Here is a 15,687-nt window from a genome sequence, read left to right on the forward strand (position 1 = left end):
AAACAGCGGTTAAGGGCTTTGACCTACGTTCGAGGGGGCTATGGCACGGAAACTTGCAATACGGGTGGCCCGCGCTCCGGGCCGGCCGTCATCGGTTTGCCCTCGACCGACGCGGGATGATCCGGAGCAGCATCGGGGACGCCGCCAAGAGCAGGACCAGCGCCGGCAGCAGGAGCACGCCGCCGCCTGCCATGCGCCACGCCGCCCGCTCATAGGTGTAGGTGATGCGCGCGGCCTCGACCTGGCGCGCGCCCGGCGCGGCCGGCGTGATCGTCCAGCCGCCGCTGAAGCGGCCAGCCAGCGCCGCCGTGAAGGTGCAGGGTTGACTGGCCGGGCCGAGGCCGGCCGCCGCGCAGATCGGACCATCGGCGACCACCGTAGCCGGGTCGATTCGTTGCAGCGCGAAGCCGATCCGCGCCACGAAGAACAGGACGACAATCGCCCCGGCCAGCCCGACGAAGATTCGAGTAGTGCGGCTCATGACATTTTGCTCCGCTTGAAAATCGGGTCGTAAAAGACCTGCAAGACTTTCCGCGCGCGCATGTAGAGCACCACGTCAACCGTGGTGTAGAGCACATGCTTGATCGACTCCATTTCGAGCGTGCGGCCCACGTCCGAATTCTTGATGAGGGTCGCGATACGGTCGAAAGCCTCAACCGCGCCGTTCGCGTGCGTCGTCGTGATGCCGCCGCCGTGGTCGGTGTTGAGGGCGTTCGTGTATTCCCACGCCTCGCCGCCGCGCAGCTCCGCGAGGAAGATGCGTTCGGGCGTGATACGCATACACGCGGCAAGGCAGGCGAGCGCTGAAATGCGCCCGCCGCCGTCGCCATAGAACAGGTGCGTAACCTCCTTGTGGTTCGGCAGGAAAAGTTCGTGAACGTCCTCGATCGTGGCAATGTGTTCGTCGCGCGGGACCGCCTCGATAAGTGAGCGCGTTAGCGTCGTCTTGCCCGATGAGGTCTTGCCCGTCACGACGATGTTGCGTTTCAGCGCCACGCACCGCAGCAGGAAATCGCGGATGCGCCCCTGCCGTTTCAGGTCCAGCAATTCCAGCTCGAAGGGTTCCAGCCGGCGAAAGTCCGTGCGCTCCGCTTCGGCCTTCGCTTCGGCTTCCGTGGGCTGGTTGAACGACACGTCGCGGCATTCCGCGAACGCGCCTTCCTCATCGAGCTGGTGAGCCGACTTCACGACGGCCGAGTGTTTCCGAATGACGATCGTGAGCGTGCCTTCCAGCACGACGGGCGGCATCAGGATCGTGCCGCGCTCGCCGCCCGGCAGCGTCACGTAATTGACGCTGCGGACGGACAAGCCGGCATAGGCGATCATCGCCGTTGCCAGCGACCGGAGATAGGGCAACGAGAGTTCGGGAGCGTCCTCGTAGCCCTTTTCCTTGAAAGCGTCGGTGACGACCTGGCCGGGACGCACACGCAGCTCCGTGACCGCTGGATTGTCGAGATACGGCGCCAGCGGGCGCATAAGCTGTAGGATCGTCTGCGCCCGGTAGTCGTCGCCCGACTTGGCCGGAGCCGGTTTAGCGGATGCTGTAGACACTGCTGAAATCCAGATCGCGGGCGACGAAGATGCTCACGCGGTCGCCTTGGTTTTTGTAAAGAGTCGGCGGAATATTGATGGTGTTCCGCAACGCCTCCGTTGCCATTTCATTCGTCGTGTTCTGCGTGTTGCCGAGGCCGATATTGGTGTTCCCGCCGCCGCCCGAGTTTTGGGCGTAGGCAATCGCCGCCTCGCCGGCATCGCCGAGCACGCTCAACATGATCGCGCCGCCGAACCGCTGCCAGAAATGCGTATCGACGTAGCCCGGCTCGCCGGCCGCGCCGAGCGAATCCGTGCCGGGGCTGTCCAGATCGACAATCACGCCCTGCGGCGTCTCGATCCGCTGCCACGCGACAAACACGCGGTTTTGGCCTTGCTTGATGCCAGTCTGATAGCTGCCGACGATCTTGGAGCCGGCGTCGATCAGCACGACATGGCCGTTCGCCGAATAGGTGTCGGACGTGGTGTAGCAGACCACCATGCCGGCCTGATCGGTGACGAGCTTCGATTGCTGGCCGCAGTCGATCATCGCGCCGCGCGTGATGAGGAAATTGCGGTCGCCCAACATGCCGGCCTTCGACGGCTTGAGGGCCAGCGGCTTAAGCTGGCTTTCGAGCGGGCTATCGCCGGTCGCGCCGTTGCCCTGGCCGAGCGCGGCGAGCTGGCGAGCTGCGGCCGAACCGTTGTCGCCGGCATCCACGCCGTTCCCGGTGAAGCCGCCGCCAAGACGGCGGTTGCGTAGCACTTCCTCCGGACTTGGCTGCGGCGGGCCGTTGTTCACGGTCGGATTCGGGCCAGCGCCGGCCACGGTCGCGTTCGGCTGCACGGCAGGCACGACAGGGACCGGCGCGGGCTGCGTCGCGGCCACGTCGGGCGTCGGGACGTAGGGTTTCAGAGGCGGCAAGGTGTTTTCGACCTTCGCCGGCTTCTTGTCCGCTTCCTTTTCAGCCGCCGCCCGCTCCCATGCCTTCCACGTCAGCAAGCCGCCGATCACCAAGGCGATGACGATAATCACGTACATGAAGATGCGAACGCCCGGCGTGCGCCGCCGTCCGCCGTCGTCGCCGATCCCGCCGCGTGCGCCCTCCACCTGGTTGTTTTCCAGTTCCTGGGCCACGTCGATTTCATCGTTGCGCGCCATTGTTATTCCCCTCCTTTGATGACGCGGTGAACCGCAGGGGTTGATGTTCCGGTGACGTTCTGGATGCCGGCAGGGTCGAAACTCTCGTTGTAGACGCCGACCACATCGTCACCGAGGCGAAGGCGGAATTTCGGAGCGACCTTTTCGGCGACGATCACGCGCGAGCCGTTTTCGGCCAGCATGTGGCGGTTCACGATCGCCTCGCTTCCGTCAGTGCTGACGGTGTAGATGTTGGGAAGGTCCACGTTCGGCGGGAACTTGAAATAGGTGAACCGGCCGTCATCCCACACGTTGATGGGCGCGATTTCCTTGTCCCGCTCCGTCGCGCTCATCGTGTAGTTGAGGTTGTTCGCCCCGCCGCGCCCGTTGAAAAGCGCGTTCGCGCGATCCTTGGCGCGCTGCTCCGCAGCGGCCGCAGCTTCTTCACGCGGGTAGGAGAAGGCCACCTGCAGGGTGGCATCCCGGAGCGTCCAAGGGGAGCCGATTTCGTGCTTCACCACCTTGCCGGCGCTGTCGCGCGTGGCGTAGTTGCCGATGAAGTGCAGCACCAAGTTATAGCTATGCTTGTTGGTGACGATGACGAGGTTCGTATCGCTGTTCTGCGCCTTCGCCTTGACGAAGTAGTGATTTTCCTTGTGGGCGAATTCCCATCCCTGCGGATCACCGAAAGCATGGGTCACGTATTCCTCATCCGACCCGACAATGATGTGGGTCGCGATGCCGATTACTGCGTCAAGCCGCACCACGTCTTGATCGTTATAGGCGACATGCTTGATCCGGTAATCGGCCGGCGACCCAACCGGGTTTTCGACCGCGAGAGCCGGGGCACTCAGGCCGGAACCGGCCAGCGCCACGGCCAGGGCAACGCCGATGATTTGCTTTTTCATGGTCCGCTCCCCTACTGCGCTGCGCCAAGTTCGGGGTCCACGCGATAGCTTGTGACTTGGAACCCGAGCGGATTAACGAGCCGATCTTGCGGCTTCATGGGCGCATCGACGTAGGCATAGGCAATCGTCGCGATCCAATGGCGCACTTCATCCGGGCGGTTGTTCCGCCAGTGAACGACCGTCGTGAAGCGGGCAACCGCCGTGCTGTTCGTCGTGTTGATGACCGGCGCGCTTTCCATCTTGACGAGCACGCGGGCCTTGTCGGCAAGAACCTTGTCGCGGGCCTGATCGCCCTCAAAGACCTTGTGATAGTCGGCCGCCACGTCCGACGTGCTCATGAGGCCCGTCGCGTCGTAGTCCGTCTGGATGGTCTGATAGTCGTAGCTTTCGCGGTGCAGGACGTATTGGTTGAGCCAATACTGATCGACCACTTCGCCGTAGGAATCCTGATGCTCTTTCATCACCGAGACGGCATCGACGGCACCCGTCGCGTTATCCACGCGAAGGATGAATGGCGGAACCGGCCGGCTCGATTCCTTCATGTGGACGGCCAGCACCATGAGCGCCACGAACGCAAGAAAGGCCGCCAACCCGGCGACCAACCACGCATTCTTGCGCGACCGAAGAACCTCCCGAATGAAGTTCCGTTCTAGACCTTTGACCTCCGTAAGATACTCGGTCATTTCTGCGGTTTTGACGCCACTAGAGCGCCGAAATCTATCGGCGATGTTCATCAGTTGACCACTCCGTTTTGCACTTCTGGCGGGACAGTGCGGTTGATGGGCACCCTAGCCGAATCGTCCGGGGTCCGAGGTTTCGGCACTCCGGCGCACGCGCCGAGCAGCGCACACAGGAGCAACACAGCTACTTTTTTCACGGGATTAATCCTCCAATCGGGCGGATAAAAGCATCCTACTACTTACACGTCAATATTGCAATTTTGATTGAAAAAGGCGGTAGCCGCAAGGGCATACCGCCTTCAAAAAACACCAAGCAAAAAGGGTCTAGGGTTTAGGCGGGAAGGATGCAGGGAGCCGCTAAGCAGCGGCCCTGTTGGAGCCACGGAACCGCCCCAAGGCGCGGCTCGCAGCACGGCCGGCCGCTTGAGCGCCGGAAACGCCGGCACGGCCCGCCGCAACGCCTCCGCTGGCAGCGCCGCGCACCGCGCCGGCCGTGCCCGAGCCAATGCCCGAGGCCACGCGCAGCTCATGCCACAGGCCGACGCCGACACCGTTAGCCAGGCCGCCGGCAATGGTCGGAATCTGGATGACGATCAGCACGCAGGCAGCGGCAAGGATCAAGCAGCCGCCGAGCGTGCCGGCGAAGTTGAGATTGCCGTCAAAGGTGACGTTGCTCATGTAGGTGGTGAAAATCTGCATCATCAGGCCGAACACGCTGGACACCATCACGACCAGCAGGCCGTAGGTTGCGACCTGGGCGCACCACGCCTCGAAAAACCGCGTGGTGGACTTGAACAGCAGCGCCAAGATGAAGATCGGCCCGAGCGCCGCGAGAAGCGCCAAGGCCACCTTTGCCAGCAGAATGAAGGCTCCCCCGATTGCCGTCAGGAGCGCCGTAGCCAGCACGCACAGGACCGCGAAGGCGACATAGGCGAGGCCCTGCTTAGTGAACACGCCGGAGTTCTCGAACGCCTCATTGGCCTTGGCGAAGCCCGCGCCGGCCGCCTTGTCTACGAGGTCGGCCGCCGCGCTCCCCTGCGTCTGGCCGGCCTGCGTCGGGAGCAGCGCCACGGCGAATTCGTCGGGCGTCTTCTGGATCGCATCGGCGATGTTCGACTGATACAGGCCGCCCGAGGTCGCGATCGACACGATGATGCCGATCTTGAAGCACTTGAACACGAAGTCCTTGATGGAGGCATCGACTCCACCCCGCGCCACGAGCAACCCATAGAAGATGAACATCAGCGTCAGGCCCGCCGTGACTACGGGCGTCGCTGCGGTAATAGCGCGCCCGGATACGTCGTTGGCAAAAGTCGCGGTTGCCGTGTCGATCCGGGTAAAGAGCTGTTGGAACAGGTTAAAGTCCATACGGGCCTCCGTTAGAACTGCGGAATCTTGGTGTTCTTATTGCTGAACGTCAGCTCACCCGCAGCCTTCTTGGCGTTTTCACAGTTAGGGGCCAGCTTCAACTCGCCCGGATTGTTTTCGCATTGAGCGATCTTCGCTTTGCGCTCCGCGTCATGGGTTTTGTACCAATCAACGTCATGCGTCTTTTCGCCGTCGCAGCCCGAGAGAGCGGCGACGGCGAGCAGGGCAAGGACCGCGAGACGGCCTTTCATAATCAATTCCCGATCGACGGAATCGCCGTGTTGCTTGAATTGAGCGCACGCTGTCCGATGGTGTCGCGCTGCGCCTCCGTCAGACGGTCCTCGCTGGCCTGTAGCTGCGCCATGAGCTGCACCTTCGTCTGTTCGTTCTGGATGGCCGCCTGCTCGCCCTGGATGCGTGCTTGCAGGTCCGCAATGGCCTTGGGGTCCGTGGAGCTGTTGATCTGCCCCATGAGGCCCTGAATGTTGTCCAGACGCTTGATAGAGGCCGTGTAGGCTTGCTGGCCCATCGCCTTGTCATAGGCCGCCACTTGGGCCTGCCGATCCGTCACAGCCTGCCGGCCGCTCGCGACCGTGCCGCCCATCCGGCTTTGCTCCTGCTGGATGATTTGCTGGACGCTCCCGGAGATGCCGGAATAGCCGCCGTTCGACACCGAGTTGTAGACGTTCTGCCAGTCGGACGGCAGCATGTTGGCGAGCTGCGGGTTCTGGAAAAGCTGGCCGATCCCGCGCGTGCCCGTCATCGAGCTATACGTCTGTTGAAGCTGCTGAACCTGCATCTTCATCTGTTCGATTTGCTCGACGTACTTGGCAATGTCCTCGATGTGGAACGCCGTGCCGGGAACGTCCGACGTGACAGTGACCGGGATTTGCGCGAAAGCGCCCGACGAGGCGGCGACCCCGACGAACGCCACAGCCGCGAAAGCGGCGCGAGTGAGCTTGGTTTTCATGCTTGCTTTACTCCCATCGAAGAACGGACTTGTTGCAGGAAGGCCGGAATCCAGACGGCCGGGTCATCGCCCCTATCCGCGATCACCGCTTCGGCAATGTCCGCGTTGTCGGGCGTGCCCGACAGAACCAGCAGGGCGTCATCGAAGCCGGCGAGGTTCAGGGACGCGACGGCCGCTTGCTCGCCCTGTTTGACGAGGAAGCGCCGCGAGCCCGAGGGGATCGCCTTTAGTGCCTCGAATTCGGGCCGCGTGAGCTTGAAGCCTTCGATGTAGTCGGAAGCGTCCGCACGCGGGTTTTCCAGCAGAATGAGCGTTGCAATTTGCTGGACGATGGTTTTGGCGATGCCGCTTTCCAGAGCGTCGCCCGGCTCCTGCGTGGAGAACACGCAAATGCCGTTTTGCTTTCGGATCGTCTTGAGCTTGTTCTTGACGAAATCCTCGAACTGCGGGTCATCGAGGATCTTCCAAAATTCCTCGAAGATATACATGAAGCGCCGGCCGTCGATCATGCTTTCCGTGCGATAGAGCAGGTACATAATCGTCGGCGTGCGCGTGGCCGGATTATCGAGAAAATCCGTCACGTCGAAGCCGTAGAGCCGGTGCGTCGTCAGATCGAGTTCGTCGGTCGCGTTATCGAACAGCCACCCGAATTCCCCGCCCTCACACCACTTTTGCAGCCGGGCATGGACCGTAGGCCGCGCATCGTAGTCGTCGCTGATCGGGTTCGGCAGGGATTGCAGCAGCATCCCCAGGCGGCGCAACGGGCGGTCGATATGGGTCATCACCGTATCGAGCGCCTGGTCAATCTCCCGTTCGTCGTTGTGCGTGATCGGGTCGCCCGAGCTGCCGACGAGCTGCTTCACCAGCGCCTTGAGGAACAGCAGATTGGCCTTGGTCGGCTCTAGGTGGAACGGGTTGAACCCCGAGCGTTCGCCGTTCCGCAGCGGCAAATACTTGCCGCCCATCGCCGCGATCGCGATTTGCATCCCGCGATCCTTGTCAAAGACAACGCACGTCGGGCTGAATTTCTGCGCCTGCGCCAACAGGAAACCGAGCGTCGTTGTCTTGCCGGCGCTCGACTGGCCGCCGATGAAGGTATGCCCGAGCAGGCGCTTTTCGTAGGCGTCCTCATCCAGACCGGAGACGTGGAAATTCAGATAGAGCGGCGTGCCGCTCAACGTCTTGAGGATCGTCACCGCAGGCCCCCAAGGGTTGCCGTTCGGCTTGCCGCTCAGGAAGTTGTGGAAGGGGCTGAACGACAGGAAGTTGAGCGAGGTAATCGCCATCGGCCGAGGCCGCCAACGCCAGTTCGCCGGGAGCTGCGCCCAATAGCCAGCCTCTAGGGCAAGGTCCAGCGCGTTCGGGACTACACCGCAGTCCAGCAGCGCACCCTTGGCCTTGGCGAGATAGCCGCGCAGCTCGGCCGCCGAATCGGCGAACACCAGCAGCGTAGCGTGATGCTCACCCATGATGAAACGCCGCGAGACAAGAGCGTCCAGGGCGTCGTCAATCTCGGCAATCTGCGTGACCGCCACGTCCTCCGCGTCGATCAGGTTTTGCTTGTGCCGCTGTAGAAAGCCCTTGGCCGCGTGCAGCGACAGGCACGAAAACGATTGCGTAAAGACGAACTCATAATCGCTTTCGAGCAGCACATTAAGCTGGCCCGGTTCGGTATCGGCATCGAAATCCTTGATTTCGAGCATCCCGAAATTGCGGGTCTTGTCGATCAACCTTTGCTCGCCAACCTCGCCCCAATTGGCGAAGATCGGCCGGTTCGTCGGGAGATATTCGCTGATCCGCTCGCGGCACACAGGCACCGACTGATGCTCGCCGTTGACGAGGAAGCCATACCATTCCAGCGCCGACGAGTAGGCCATGCCCTCGCGATCGTAGATGCCGAGCAGTTCGCCGCCGTACCGCTTTTTCAGGACCGTCGCGAGCTGCCGGTTAATGTCATCTAGCGTCTTGATAGCGTCGCGCTGGCGAAGCGTCTTTTCGTCGTAAGACAGCTTTTCGCGCTTGGCGAAAAACCGCAGCACGTCCTCCGACGCCTCGCGGAAAACGACCGTGAAATACAGGTCATTGACCATCAGGTTATAGTCGGAAAAGGACTCGCGGTATTTGTCGTCCAGCTCGCGGCAAAACACGTTCTGGAACTCGCTTTCGGGATACTCGACCACGCGGCGACGGTGGATATGCGCCCAAAAGGAAATGTTCGCGGAGCCGACGCCGCGAACAAAATTGTTGAGGTCGCGCGTCCACTGGAAAACGTCTTGAATGTCGGCGCACTCATGCGACCGGCCCGAGAGCTTCCAAGTCGTCATGTAGTCCGCGTTTTCCGTGGAGATAATATGCTCCGTGACGTGATGCGAAAACGGGACGAATTCGCCCATCCCGACTTCCGCCTCCATCACCTTCAACGCTGCACTGCTACCCATTATTTGAGCCTCCTACGTCGCCGGTAGTCGGTCGGCGAATACGTCGAACCGCCCCAAAATTTCTTGTTCTTGTTCCTGGCCTTCGTCTCGAACCAAATCCACCAGATCGAGAAAGCCCGATCGTCGTGCCGCGTGATTAGACGCATGATGACGACGACCGGGATCAGGAGAAGCCAGCACCACAAGCTGACCCACATTGCGATGATGGCTACCGCGCTGACAGCCGCCAGAAGCGGCATAGTCGGCACGCCGAAGAACGTCGGAACGCGGGTGGCCCCCTTGAACAGGGGGAACGGCTTGATGTCATCGTCATCCATGCCAGCGGCCCCGGATTAGCTGACGATCATCGACGTGATTTCAGCCGCCGAACCCACGATCAGGATGCCGATGAACCAATGGACGAACGTGTCCTTGTGCATCATCCGCATGGCGTACAGCAGGCCGCAGAGCATCAGCGCCACGGTCGCAGCAACCGGGATGATCGTCGTCAGGTTCTCTTTCAGCGTGTTGAGAACCGTCGTCGCCTGGGACAGGCCGGCCGCATGGGCGGGGCTGGTCGCAATCATCGCCAGCATGGCCGCAATGATGAAATTGGCGGCCTTGTTACTTACGTGGTTTTTCATTCGGAGATTCCTCGCAGACAAGAATAAAAGAGCCTTTTTTCACGCCGTAGCGTTCGTGTAGCCACTGCAATAGTTTTCTCGGATCAGACCATACGCGCACCTTTCCACGTTGGGTTTTGAGTGTGTAAGGCATCATCTGCCCGGTAGTCGGATCGGCAGCTTGAAAGCTGAAAATCCATTCCCGATCCGAGAGCCTGACAATCGTTAGATTCGATAACTTCCCTTCCGAAAACGCCGCGTCCACTCCGGCAAGAGGGACAGCAATTGGCGCAGGGTCTTTCTTCATGTAGTCGGTTCCCGTTCTGCGAGCTTGGTTAATCGGGCCTAACTTGCAGACCCCCCCAACAGAACCACCAACCCCTGCATGGTAGCGACTTGACCGGGCGTTAGCAATCAAATCATCAATTTTGATGTTAATGTTGCTCCCTCTCACTTCTCGGGTTTAGCCGAAAAGGCGTCATCGTCAGCGGAAGCCGAGAACACGTCGGGTTCCCCCGATCTTTGTACGTTCTCGGCCGTCTCTGACGTAGCCGCGTCATGCACTGGTGATGCCCCATTGGCGCGGTTAGCGCGTAGCGGCACCGGAGCATTCAAATCACCCCCACTGGTGACAGGTAGAAGCTCCGGCACCGGCAGCTTAGCTTGTGCCAAGACGGCACGCACGTATCCATTTCGGATGCCGTTGCTAAGCGACCCGGTGTTGTAGCAGGACAGCGCCGCGTGCAGCGCGCCCTGCCCGGCCTCACCTACGGCCGTTACTCCGCGCTCGTAGCAGTCCTGCAACACGCGAGCTGCCGCCTGTAGGTTCGGGCACGGCTCGAACAGGTCGGAGAGCGAGACGCCGAGAGCGCGGAAATTGTTCGAGTTAATCTGCCCTAGACCAACATCAATGTTGTAGCCCTGATCGAGAAGGCTTTGCGCTGTCGCGACGGCTTCCGCAGCGTTGACCGGCTGACGGGCCAGCTTTTTCCCGCCATTTATGTTGATGGCGTAGGGGTTGAGCCGCGATTCTTGGCGCACCAACGACGAAAGCGTGCGAACGTGGATCGAGGGCGCGCATTGCGCCGCGAGCGCGGCGAATGTCGGCGCAGCGGGCACGGGCGCATCAGGGTTAACGACAGCCGCAGCGTTCGGCGCTATGGCAATCGGTGTGGGAGAGGCTTGCGCGCTGGTCCCGGTCGAGCCAGCAGCAAGGGCGCAGATCGGGCCGACGCAAAGGCCGGCCACGATGACGGATAGAAGATTACGCATGGCGGACACCCCTCAAGGGCCTGTCCGCTGGGAACCATATCGCGAACTAACGAGGCTTTTGGCCGCTGGATCGGAGGATGAGCATTGATTGAGGAAGTCGCGGCGCGCGCTCGCCGTGCGCGAGCCAGAGAAGCCATGATGGAAAACGACGATCGAGAAATACTTCGCAAGATAGGGCTTGCAGGCCCCGCCGCCGCCGCTGCCCGTCGCTTCGCCGTACAGGCACATCACGGCCCCGCAAGCGTCTTGGTTCTCAGCGCGTGCTTGACCCGAGAGCGTTGCGGCCAGGACAATTGCGCTTAATGATGCTATAGCTAGCTTCATAAAACCACCTCCTTCGTCAGTTGCAAAACACGTCAAAAATGCAATTTTGACGTAATATCTCGCAGGGTATAACCTATGTCAAGCACAACCAAGAGCACGTCTACCGCCCTCTCCACTCACGATTTCGCGAAGTTGAGCGACCAAGAGCTGCAAGAGCTGCGGGGCCACGTCGAAGCAGAGGTAAGAAAACGTGAGTCTCGCCAGAAGCGCGAGGCAAGGAAGCAGATAGTCGAACTGGCCGAGCAGCACGGCATTGACCTTGGCAGCCTTGCCGATACCAGCGTCAAATACCGTGACCCCGACAACCAGTTCAACGTGTGGAGCGGGCGCGGCCGAAAACCCGAGTGGGTGCGGCAGGCACTTGAAAAAGGTATCAAACTTGACGATTTGAAATCTTAAGACAATTGCGGACATAGCGAAAGTCCGCAGGAGGCAAAGGAAATGGGAACCGTTATCCCCTTCCGCCGAGGCGCGAGCCGCCCCGACGATGCAAAGGCCCGCGAGAGCAGGGCCGCCGCTACGCAGCACGCCCGCGCTGCGCTGCGCGCTACGGGCGTGGGCTTCCTGCGGATGCTCCGCTACATCGCGTTTCTGCTGATGTTGTGGATTCGTAAGCCGATCCGCTTTGTTCTGATGCTGGTCGCGGTCCCGGCGCTGATCGCCCTGCCTATCATGTGGCTTGGCCTGACCGCGCCCCATAAAGCCGCCATGATGGCGACCATTGCCGGCGTCGGTTTCGGCGCTTTCCTGTTGACCTGGCTCTACGACACGCTGTTGCTGCGTCTCGCGCCGGAACCGATCATCTTGAACTAGAAGGCCACGCATGAGCTACCAGCAGATCATCCCTTGCAGCGGTTGGAACTATACCCACGACCACCCCACGGAAAGCGGGAAAAAGATCGTGCATCCGGTCGCGGCATGGGCCTTGACCGAAGACGGCGAAGTTATCGGTTTGATTGCAGTGGACAGCAAATCGGCCGTGACTGGCGACAACATCGCGAGGCTTGTAGCTCCCCCGCCTGTTGGTGGCAGATACGAACCGGCCGAGAAGTAGATCAAATCAACCATAGCCCCTTGTTCGACCCCTCCCGGAGGGGTCGTTTTTTTGTTGGGACGCCCCTCGTCCCGACACCCCCAGGTCAGCCGGGACGGCCGGGCGGGGTCAGGGAGGCCCAACGGGCACCGCTACGCGGCGCGAAGCGTCCTTGACGCCGTTCGGTCGTTCTGGCCGTCCCTGCCCTCTGTAGCGCCTCTGCGGCCCGCCGCAGCACGAACAAGCACCGGAATGGATCGGATTGTCCAAGCGGCCGGCCAGCAGAGCCGCTAGACCGATTGAATGCCCCTACCCTGCCCCGAGCTATCGCCCGCCACGCGCGCCGCGCTGACCCTCATGCAGCAAGCCTTGACGATCCTCGACCAGGCCGGCGCGAGCACGGCCGCCTGTCATCTGCAATGGGCCATCGACGTGTTGACCGACGCGCCGATCGCGAGCGCCGACGAGCTGGCGACCCTCGACCCATTCAACCGCGTATAGACCGTCCGCAAAACGGTCGTTTTGTGAACACCATCACGAAACCCCGGTTTTGTCGTTTTCAGAAGGCGACTGCACCAGTTCACTGGGCTGGCCGCCGTGTGTGCATAGAACTTCTGACCGGGAACGGTCAGAAGTTCTATGCACGAAGCGCCGCGAGAGATCGGAATTGCTCAGAACTCTTGTGCACGGCGCGACAAAGCCGGAACCGCCGAAAATTCCGGCGATCAACCGGCAAGCTGCTTGATGCGCTCGGCCAGGCGGCCGAAAGCCTCGTTCACGTATTCCAGCACCTTGGGTTCTGCGCCCTGCGTGCGCAGCGAGTCTTTGAAGGCTTCCAGGTCGGACAGCCATTGCCGATGCAGGCGGCCCAGCTCGTCGAGCTGAGGCCGGAAGTCTTGGAGACTGCCGCTCGCACGAAACGCCTGGTAGCCACGCTCAAGCGTGGCCGCCGTGGTCAGCAGTTGCGCGCCCATTTGCTTGTGCTGTTCGGAGAACTCGGCCATGCCGTCATAGGGCCGCGAAGCCTTGCGGCGCTCGGCTTCGGATGCCTCTTCCATGATGCGGGCGTAGCGGTAGAACCCTGGGAACTCGCGGGACAGCGCCATGAGCTGCTGATCGGATGTGCCGACCCAAATCCTGTGCAGGTCAGGCCCGTACCCCATCATGCGATTGATGATGGCATGGGCCTCGCTGACACCCTGGGCGGCAAGCTGCTGCATGTGTTGGTCGATCTTCGCGGCCAGTCGGCGGAATTCGTTCATGCTCATGTCCGTCACAAAAGGCGCGTTGATTGCCCTTGCGCCGTGAGAAGTGCCACCGCCTTCTTATCGAAGGAAACGAAGGTTTCCCCGCCAAGCCAGTTGCCTTCGTAGGCAATGACGCCATCGGCAAAGTCTCCGCCCGCGTCGAGCACCAGCAAGCCAGCCTCCACGGCAGGCCGGTTCACTTCCACATTCGCGGCGGCCAGTAGTGCCCGGATCGCGCTGGCCGCGTCGGCTTGCTGGAAGCCGTAGACACGCAGCAGCACCCAAACAAATTCGCATAGGCACGGCAGCGCGACCGCGATCAACTCGGCGTCGGTCAAGACTGCGGCGGCAACGTCCGCTTGTGCGGGATCGTCACGCACAACCGCACGCACAAGGACGTTGGTATCGACTGCGACCTTCATTGCTTACCTGCCCAGCCTTGCGCCGCCGCCTCGTTGATTTCTTCGATGGTGGCAACCTTCTGCGTCTTGCCCGCGAGCAGGCCGACAAAGCTGGCTATCGTCCCTGCGGGCCGTGCCGCCTTGAGCACGCCCCGACCGTCTGGCAACAAGTCCAGCTCGATCTTGTCGCCTGGCCTGATGCCGAGGTGTTGCAGTACGTCCTTCCGAAACGTCACTTGTCCCCGTGCGGTAACGGTCAATGTGGTCATGGTGGTTTGCCCTCGCAATCAAGGTTGATGCTTCACATAGTAATGCAAAAATGCCTTACCGTCAATGTCCGTCAAACGATCATTAGTCGGCCATGCCGGACACTGTCCAGCAAAGTTATTGCACAACGGGTTGTCGGACATTAAGATAGGCGGACGGAATGACGGACAAGAGAGGCGGCAAATGGCACTGATCGGCTATGCGCGGGTATCGACGGCGGAACAGGACACCGCCTTGCAGACGGATGCGCTACGCAAGGCAGGCTGCGAGCGCGTTTTCGAGGACACGGCTTCCGGGGCCAAGGCCGACCGCCCCGGCTTGGCTGATGCGCTGGCCTACCTGCGCGACGGCGACGTGCTGGCCGTCTGGCGGCTGGATCGGCTCGGGCGCTCTATGCCGCACCTAATCGAAACGATAGGCGCGCTGGAAGCGCGAGGCGTCGGCTTCCGTTCTCTGACGGAAGCCATCGACACCACCCACGCCAGGCGGGCGGCTCATCTTCCACGTTTTCGGCGCGCTGGGCCAGTTCGAGCGCGACTTGATCCGCGAGCGCACCAAGGCCGGGTTGACTGCCGCCGCCGCTCGTGGGAGGAAGGGCGGGCGAAAGCCGGTTGTCACCGCCGACAAGTTGCAGCGAGCGCGGGAGCACATCGCCAACGGGCTTAATGTCCGAGAGGCCGCTACACGGCTCAAGGTGAGCAAGACGGCCCTGTACACCGCGCTGCAATCCACCAGTGCAGCCGACTCCTGATATTCCGTGCAGTCGTCTTCTGAAAATGACAGGTTTAGTGCCCCGCAGGGCTTCCCAATCTGTTCATAAATGCGTACACTTTTCAGTGTTCAGATTACGTGTTCGCGATTCGACGGGAGGGCAGTGCGCGACGACACCGACAGCAAGACGTTGGACCTCATGACGGGCGGCCTCAAAATCGGTTATGCCCGCGTCAGCACCGACGATCAAAATCTCGACCAGCAGCGCGACGTGTTGCACGCGGCCGGCTGCACTCAGGTCTACGAGGAAAAGATCAGCGCCGGCAGATCGAGCCGGCCCGAGCTGGAACACGCGCTCAAGGCGCTGCGGCCGGGAGACACCCTTGTCGTGCAGCGGCTCGACCGTCTCGGCCGGTCCCTGCCCGACCTGGTGAAAGTCGTGACCGGCTTGAAGGCCCGAGGGGTTGCCTTCGAGAGTCTGGCCGAACGGATCGAGACGAACAGCGCAGCCGGCGAGCTGGTGTTTCATATCTTCGCCAGCTTGGCGCAGTTCGAGCGGCAGCTCATCCGCGAGCGCACGCTAGGCGGATTGAAGGCCGCCCGCGCGCGAGGCCGCAAGGGGGGCCGCAAGCCCAAACTCGGCGCGAAGGAAATCCGCGAAATCGGCATCCTGCTCGCCGATCCGAAGATGACCGTCAGCGACGTGGCCGCCCGCTATCAGGTGAGCCGCACAACGATCTACAAACACGTTCCGGGGGTGCAGCATGGCACAGCCGCCTAATCGCGGGCCACGCC

General features: G+C 61.6%; 23 protein-coding genes and 1 pseudogene. 6 read left to right on the forward strand and 18 right to left on the reverse strand.

From position 1 onward, the window contains the following. Positions 1-88: 88 nt before the first annotated feature. The 15 genes from AC1ZQA_RS16270 to AC1ZQA_RS16340 form a co-directional block, all read right to left on the reverse strand. On the reverse strand, positions 89-481 hold the full coding sequence (locus AC1ZQA_RS16270) for a hypothetical protein (RefSeq protein WP_482679372.1): 393 nt from the start codon (positions 479-481) through the stop codon (positions 89-91). After that, positions 478-1,551 carry an ATPase, T2SS/T4P/T4SS family gene (locus tag AC1ZQA_RS16275; RefSeq protein WP_482679373.1) on the reverse strand — a complete coding sequence of 358 codons (1,074 nt, stop codon included), beginning with the start codon at positions 1,549-1,551 and terminating at the stop codon, positions 478-480. Before AC1ZQA_RS16275 ends, AC1ZQA_RS16270 begins: the two co-directional genes overlap by 4 nt. Next, a complete protein-coding gene (virB10, locus tag AC1ZQA_RS16280; protein ID WP_482679374.1) occupies positions 1,532-2,692 on the reverse strand; it encodes a type IV secretion system protein VirB10 in 1,161 nt (386 codons plus the stop codon). Before virB10 ends, AC1ZQA_RS16275 begins: the two co-directional genes overlap by 20 nt. A gap of 2 nt (positions 2,693-2,694) precedes the next feature. Further along, positions 2,695-3,579, reverse strand: a complete 885-nt coding sequence (virB9, locus tag AC1ZQA_RS16285) for a P-type conjugative transfer protein VirB9 (RefSeq protein WP_482679375.1) — start codon at positions 3,577-3,579, stop codon at positions 2,695-2,697. 11 nt (positions 3,580-3,590) lie between these two features. Further along, the gene (locus AC1ZQA_RS16290; protein WP_482679376.1) at positions 3,591-4,313 is read right to left on the reverse strand and encodes a VirB8 family type IV secretion system protein; all 723 of its coding nucleotides are present in this window, start codon (positions 4,311-4,313) and stop codon (positions 3,591-3,593) included. Next, the gene (locus AC1ZQA_RS16295; protein WP_482679377.1) at positions 4,313-4,456 is read right to left on the reverse strand and encodes a TrwH protein; all 144 of its coding nucleotides are present in this window, start codon (positions 4,454-4,456) and stop codon (positions 4,313-4,315) included. The genes AC1ZQA_RS16290 and AC1ZQA_RS16295 overlap by 1 nt, the downstream gene beginning before the upstream one ends. Positions 4,457-4,616: 160 nt before the next feature. Further along, on the reverse strand, positions 4,617-5,627 hold the full coding sequence (locus AC1ZQA_RS16300; protein ID WP_482679378.1) for a TrbL/VirB6 family protein: 1,011 nt from the start codon (positions 5,625-5,627) through the stop codon (positions 4,617-4,619). An 11-nt stretch (positions 5,628-5,638) separates the two neighbouring features. Beyond that, positions 5,639-5,878, reverse strand: a complete 240-nt coding sequence (locus AC1ZQA_RS16305) for an EexN family lipoprotein (RefSeq protein WP_482679379.1) — start codon at positions 5,876-5,878, stop codon at positions 5,639-5,641. 2 nt (positions 5,879-5,880) lie between these two features. Further along, positions 5,881-6,597 carry a P-type DNA transfer protein VirB5 gene (gene virB5, locus AC1ZQA_RS16310; RefSeq protein WP_482679380.1) on the reverse strand — a complete coding sequence of 239 codons (717 nt, stop codon included), beginning with the start codon at positions 6,595-6,597 and terminating at the stop codon, positions 5,881-5,883. After that, positions 6,594-9,035, reverse strand: a complete 2,442-nt coding sequence (locus AC1ZQA_RS16315; RefSeq protein ID WP_482679381.1) for a VirB4 family type IV secretion/conjugal transfer ATPase — start codon at positions 9,033-9,035, stop codon at positions 6,594-6,596. The genes virB5 and AC1ZQA_RS16315 overlap by 4 nt, the downstream gene beginning before the upstream one ends. Continuing rightward, positions 9,035-9,352, reverse strand: a complete 318-nt coding sequence (locus AC1ZQA_RS16320) for a VirB3 family type IV secretion system protein (protein WP_482679382.1) — start codon at positions 9,350-9,352, stop codon at positions 9,035-9,037. The genes AC1ZQA_RS16315 and AC1ZQA_RS16320 overlap by 1 nt, the downstream gene beginning before the upstream one ends. A gap of 15 nt (positions 9,353-9,367) precedes the next feature. Further along, complete coding sequence (locus tag AC1ZQA_RS16325) at positions 9,368-9,658, reverse strand: TrbC/VirB2 family protein (protein WP_482679383.1); 291 nt, start codon at positions 9,656-9,658, stop codon at positions 9,368-9,370. Continuing rightward, positions 9,639-9,944: a KorA family transcriptional regulator gene (locus AC1ZQA_RS16330; RefSeq protein WP_482679384.1), complete on the reverse strand. Its 306-nt coding sequence runs from the start codon at positions 9,942-9,944 to the stop codon at positions 9,639-9,641. The genes AC1ZQA_RS16325 and AC1ZQA_RS16330 overlap by 20 nt, the downstream gene beginning before the upstream one ends. Before the next feature lie 143 nt (positions 9,945-10,087). Next, positions 10,088-10,909, reverse strand: a complete 822-nt coding sequence (locus AC1ZQA_RS16335) for a lytic transglycosylase domain-containing protein (RefSeq protein WP_482679385.1) — start codon at positions 10,907-10,909, stop codon at positions 10,088-10,090. Positions 10,910-10,921: 12 nt separating this feature from the next. Then, positions 10,922-11,233, reverse strand: a complete 312-nt coding sequence (locus tag AC1ZQA_RS16340; protein ID WP_482679386.1) for a TrbM/KikA/MpfK family conjugal transfer protein — start codon at positions 11,231-11,233, stop codon at positions 10,922-10,924. 75 nt (positions 11,234-11,308) lie between these two features. On the opposite strand from AC1ZQA_RS16340, the gene AC1ZQA_RS16345 reads away from it, so the two are divergent. The 4 genes from AC1ZQA_RS16345 to AC1ZQA_RS16360 all read left to right on the forward strand — a co-directional run bounded on the left by AC1ZQA_RS16345 (position 11,309) and on the right by AC1ZQA_RS16360 (position 12,767). After that, positions 11,309-11,632 (forward strand): H-NS histone family protein, encoded by a 324-nt coding sequence (locus AC1ZQA_RS16345; protein WP_482679387.1) that lies wholly within the window; start codon positions 11,309-11,311, stop codon positions 11,630-11,632. A 42-nt stretch (positions 11,633-11,674) separates the two neighbouring features. Continuing rightward, positions 11,675-12,046, forward strand: a complete 372-nt coding sequence (locus tag AC1ZQA_RS16350) for a hypothetical protein (RefSeq protein WP_482679388.1) — start codon at positions 11,675-11,677, stop codon at positions 12,044-12,046. Between the two features lie 10 nt (positions 12,047-12,056). Further along, positions 12,057-12,287, forward strand: coding sequence for a hypothetical protein (locus AC1ZQA_RS16355; RefSeq protein ID WP_482679389.1), 231 nt, complete (start codon positions 12,057-12,059; stop codon positions 12,285-12,287). Between the two features lie 282 nt (positions 12,288-12,569). Further along, a complete protein-coding gene (locus tag AC1ZQA_RS16360; protein ID WP_482679390.1) occupies positions 12,570-12,767 on the forward strand; it encodes a hypothetical protein in 198 nt (65 codons plus the stop codon). Positions 12,768-12,991: 224 nt separating this feature from the next. Here AC1ZQA_RS16360 and AC1ZQA_RS16365 read toward each other — a convergent pair whose 3' ends face one another. Genes AC1ZQA_RS16365 through AC1ZQA_RS16375 form a run of 3 tightly spaced genes read right to left on the reverse strand, consistent with a single transcriptional unit; the run spans position 12,992 to position 14,183 of the window. Then, a complete protein-coding gene (locus AC1ZQA_RS16365; RefSeq protein WP_003159187.1) occupies positions 12,992-13,528 on the reverse strand; it encodes a hypothetical protein in 537 nt (178 codons plus the stop codon). Between the two features lie 11 nt (positions 13,529-13,539). After that, on the reverse strand, positions 13,540-13,935 hold the full coding sequence (locus AC1ZQA_RS16370; protein ID WP_003159186.1) for a type II toxin-antitoxin system VapC family toxin: 396 nt from the start codon (positions 13,933-13,935) through the stop codon (positions 13,540-13,542). Then, positions 13,932-14,183, reverse strand: coding sequence for an AbrB/MazE/SpoVT family DNA-binding domain-containing protein (locus AC1ZQA_RS16375; RefSeq protein WP_003108276.1), 252 nt, complete (start codon positions 14,181-14,183; stop codon positions 13,932-13,934). The genes AC1ZQA_RS16370 and AC1ZQA_RS16375 overlap by 4 nt, the downstream gene beginning before the upstream one ends. Positions 14,184-14,364: 181 nt before the next feature. Here AC1ZQA_RS16375 and AC1ZQA_RS16380 point away from each other — a divergent pair. After that, positions 14,365-14,932, forward strand: a pseudogene (locus tag AC1ZQA_RS16380) (recombinase family protein). Between the two features lie 159 nt (positions 14,933-15,091). After that, the gene (locus AC1ZQA_RS16385; RefSeq protein WP_482679406.1) at positions 15,092-15,673 is read left to right on the forward strand and encodes a recombinase family protein; all 582 of its coding nucleotides are present in this window, start codon (positions 15,092-15,094) and stop codon (positions 15,671-15,673) included. Positions 15,674-15,687: the final 14 nt, after the last annotated feature.

Source organism: Thiomonas sp. DCM-2 (assembly GCF_056820905.1).

What these genes read in the sequence shown, in the direction of transcription:
- AC1ZQA_RS16355 (WP_482679389.1), top strand. Translation starts at nt 12,057, where the DNA reads ATGAGCTACCAGCAGATCATCCCTTGCAGCGGTTGGAACTATACCCAC.
- AC1ZQA_RS16270 (WP_482679372.1), bottom strand. Translation starts at nt 481, where the DNA reads ATGAGCCGCACTACTCGAATCTTCGTCGGGCTGGCCGGGGCGATTGTC.
- virB5 (WP_482679380.1), bottom strand. Translation starts at nt 6,597, where the DNA reads ATGAAAACCAAGCTCACTCGCGCCGCTTTCGCGGCTGTGGCGTTCGTC.
- AC1ZQA_RS16350 (WP_482679388.1), top strand. Translation starts at nt 11,675, where the DNA reads ATGGGAACCGTTATCCCCTTCCGCCGAGGCGCGAGCCGCCCCGACGAT.
- AC1ZQA_RS16335 (WP_482679385.1), bottom strand. Translation starts at nt 10,909, where the DNA reads ATGCGTAATCTTCTATCCGTCATCGTGGCCGGCCTTTGCGTCGGCCCG.
- AC1ZQA_RS16360 (WP_482679390.1), top strand. Translation starts at nt 12,570, where the DNA reads ATGCCCCTACCCTGCCCCGAGCTATCGCCCGCCACGCGCGCCGCGCTG.
- AC1ZQA_RS16385 (WP_482679406.1), top strand. Translation starts at nt 15,092, where the DNA reads ATGACGGGCGGCCTCAAAATCGGTTATGCCCGCGTCAGCACCGACGAT.
- virB10 (WP_482679374.1), bottom strand. Translation starts at nt 2,692, where the DNA reads ATGGCGCGCAACGATGAAATCGACGTGGCCCAGGAACTGGAAAACAAC.
- AC1ZQA_RS16375 (WP_003108276.1), bottom strand. Translation starts at nt 14,183, where the DNA reads ATGACCACATTGACCGTTACCGCACGGGGACAAGTGACGTTTCGGAAG.
- AC1ZQA_RS16290 (WP_482679376.1), bottom strand. Translation starts at nt 4,313, where the DNA reads ATGAACATCGCCGATAGATTTCGGCGCTCTAGTGGCGTCAAAACCGCA.
- virB9 (WP_482679375.1), bottom strand. Translation starts at nt 3,579, where the DNA reads ATGAAAAAGCAAATCATCGGCGTTGCCCTGGCCGTGGCGCTGGCCGGT.
- AC1ZQA_RS16340 (WP_482679386.1), bottom strand. Translation starts at nt 11,233, where the DNA reads ATGAAGCTAGCTATAGCATCATTAAGCGCAATTGTCCTGGCCGCAACG.
- AC1ZQA_RS16345 (WP_482679387.1), top strand. Translation starts at nt 11,309, where the DNA reads ATGTCAAGCACAACCAAGAGCACGTCTACCGCCCTCTCCACTCACGAT.
- AC1ZQA_RS16300 (WP_482679378.1), bottom strand. Translation starts at nt 5,627, where the DNA reads ATGGACTTTAACCTGTTCCAACAGCTCTTTACCCGGATCGACACGGCA.
- AC1ZQA_RS16330 (WP_482679384.1), bottom strand. Translation starts at nt 9,944, where the DNA reads ATGAAGAAAGACCCTGCGCCAATTGCTGTCCCTCTTGCCGGAGTGGAC.
- AC1ZQA_RS16370 (WP_003159186.1), bottom strand. Translation starts at nt 13,935, where the DNA reads ATGAAGGTCGCAGTCGATACCAACGTCCTTGTGCGTGCGGTTGTGCGT.
- AC1ZQA_RS16365 (WP_003159187.1), bottom strand. Translation starts at nt 13,528, where the DNA reads ATGAACGAATTCCGCCGACTGGCCGCGAAGATCGACCAACACATGCAG.
- AC1ZQA_RS16325 (WP_482679383.1), bottom strand. Translation starts at nt 9,658, where the DNA reads ATGAAAAACCACGTAAGTAACAAGGCCGCCAATTTCATCATTGCGGCC.
- AC1ZQA_RS16305 (WP_482679379.1), bottom strand. Translation starts at nt 5,878, where the DNA reads ATGAAAGGCCGTCTCGCGGTCCTTGCCCTGCTCGCCGTCGCCGCTCTC.
- AC1ZQA_RS16315 (WP_482679381.1), bottom strand. Translation starts at nt 9,035, where the DNA reads ATGGGTAGCAGTGCAGCGTTGAAGGTGATGGAGGCGGAAGTCGGGATG.
- AC1ZQA_RS16320 (WP_482679382.1), bottom strand. Translation starts at nt 9,352, where the DNA reads ATGGATGACGATGACATCAAGCCGTTCCCCCTGTTCAAGGGGGCCACC.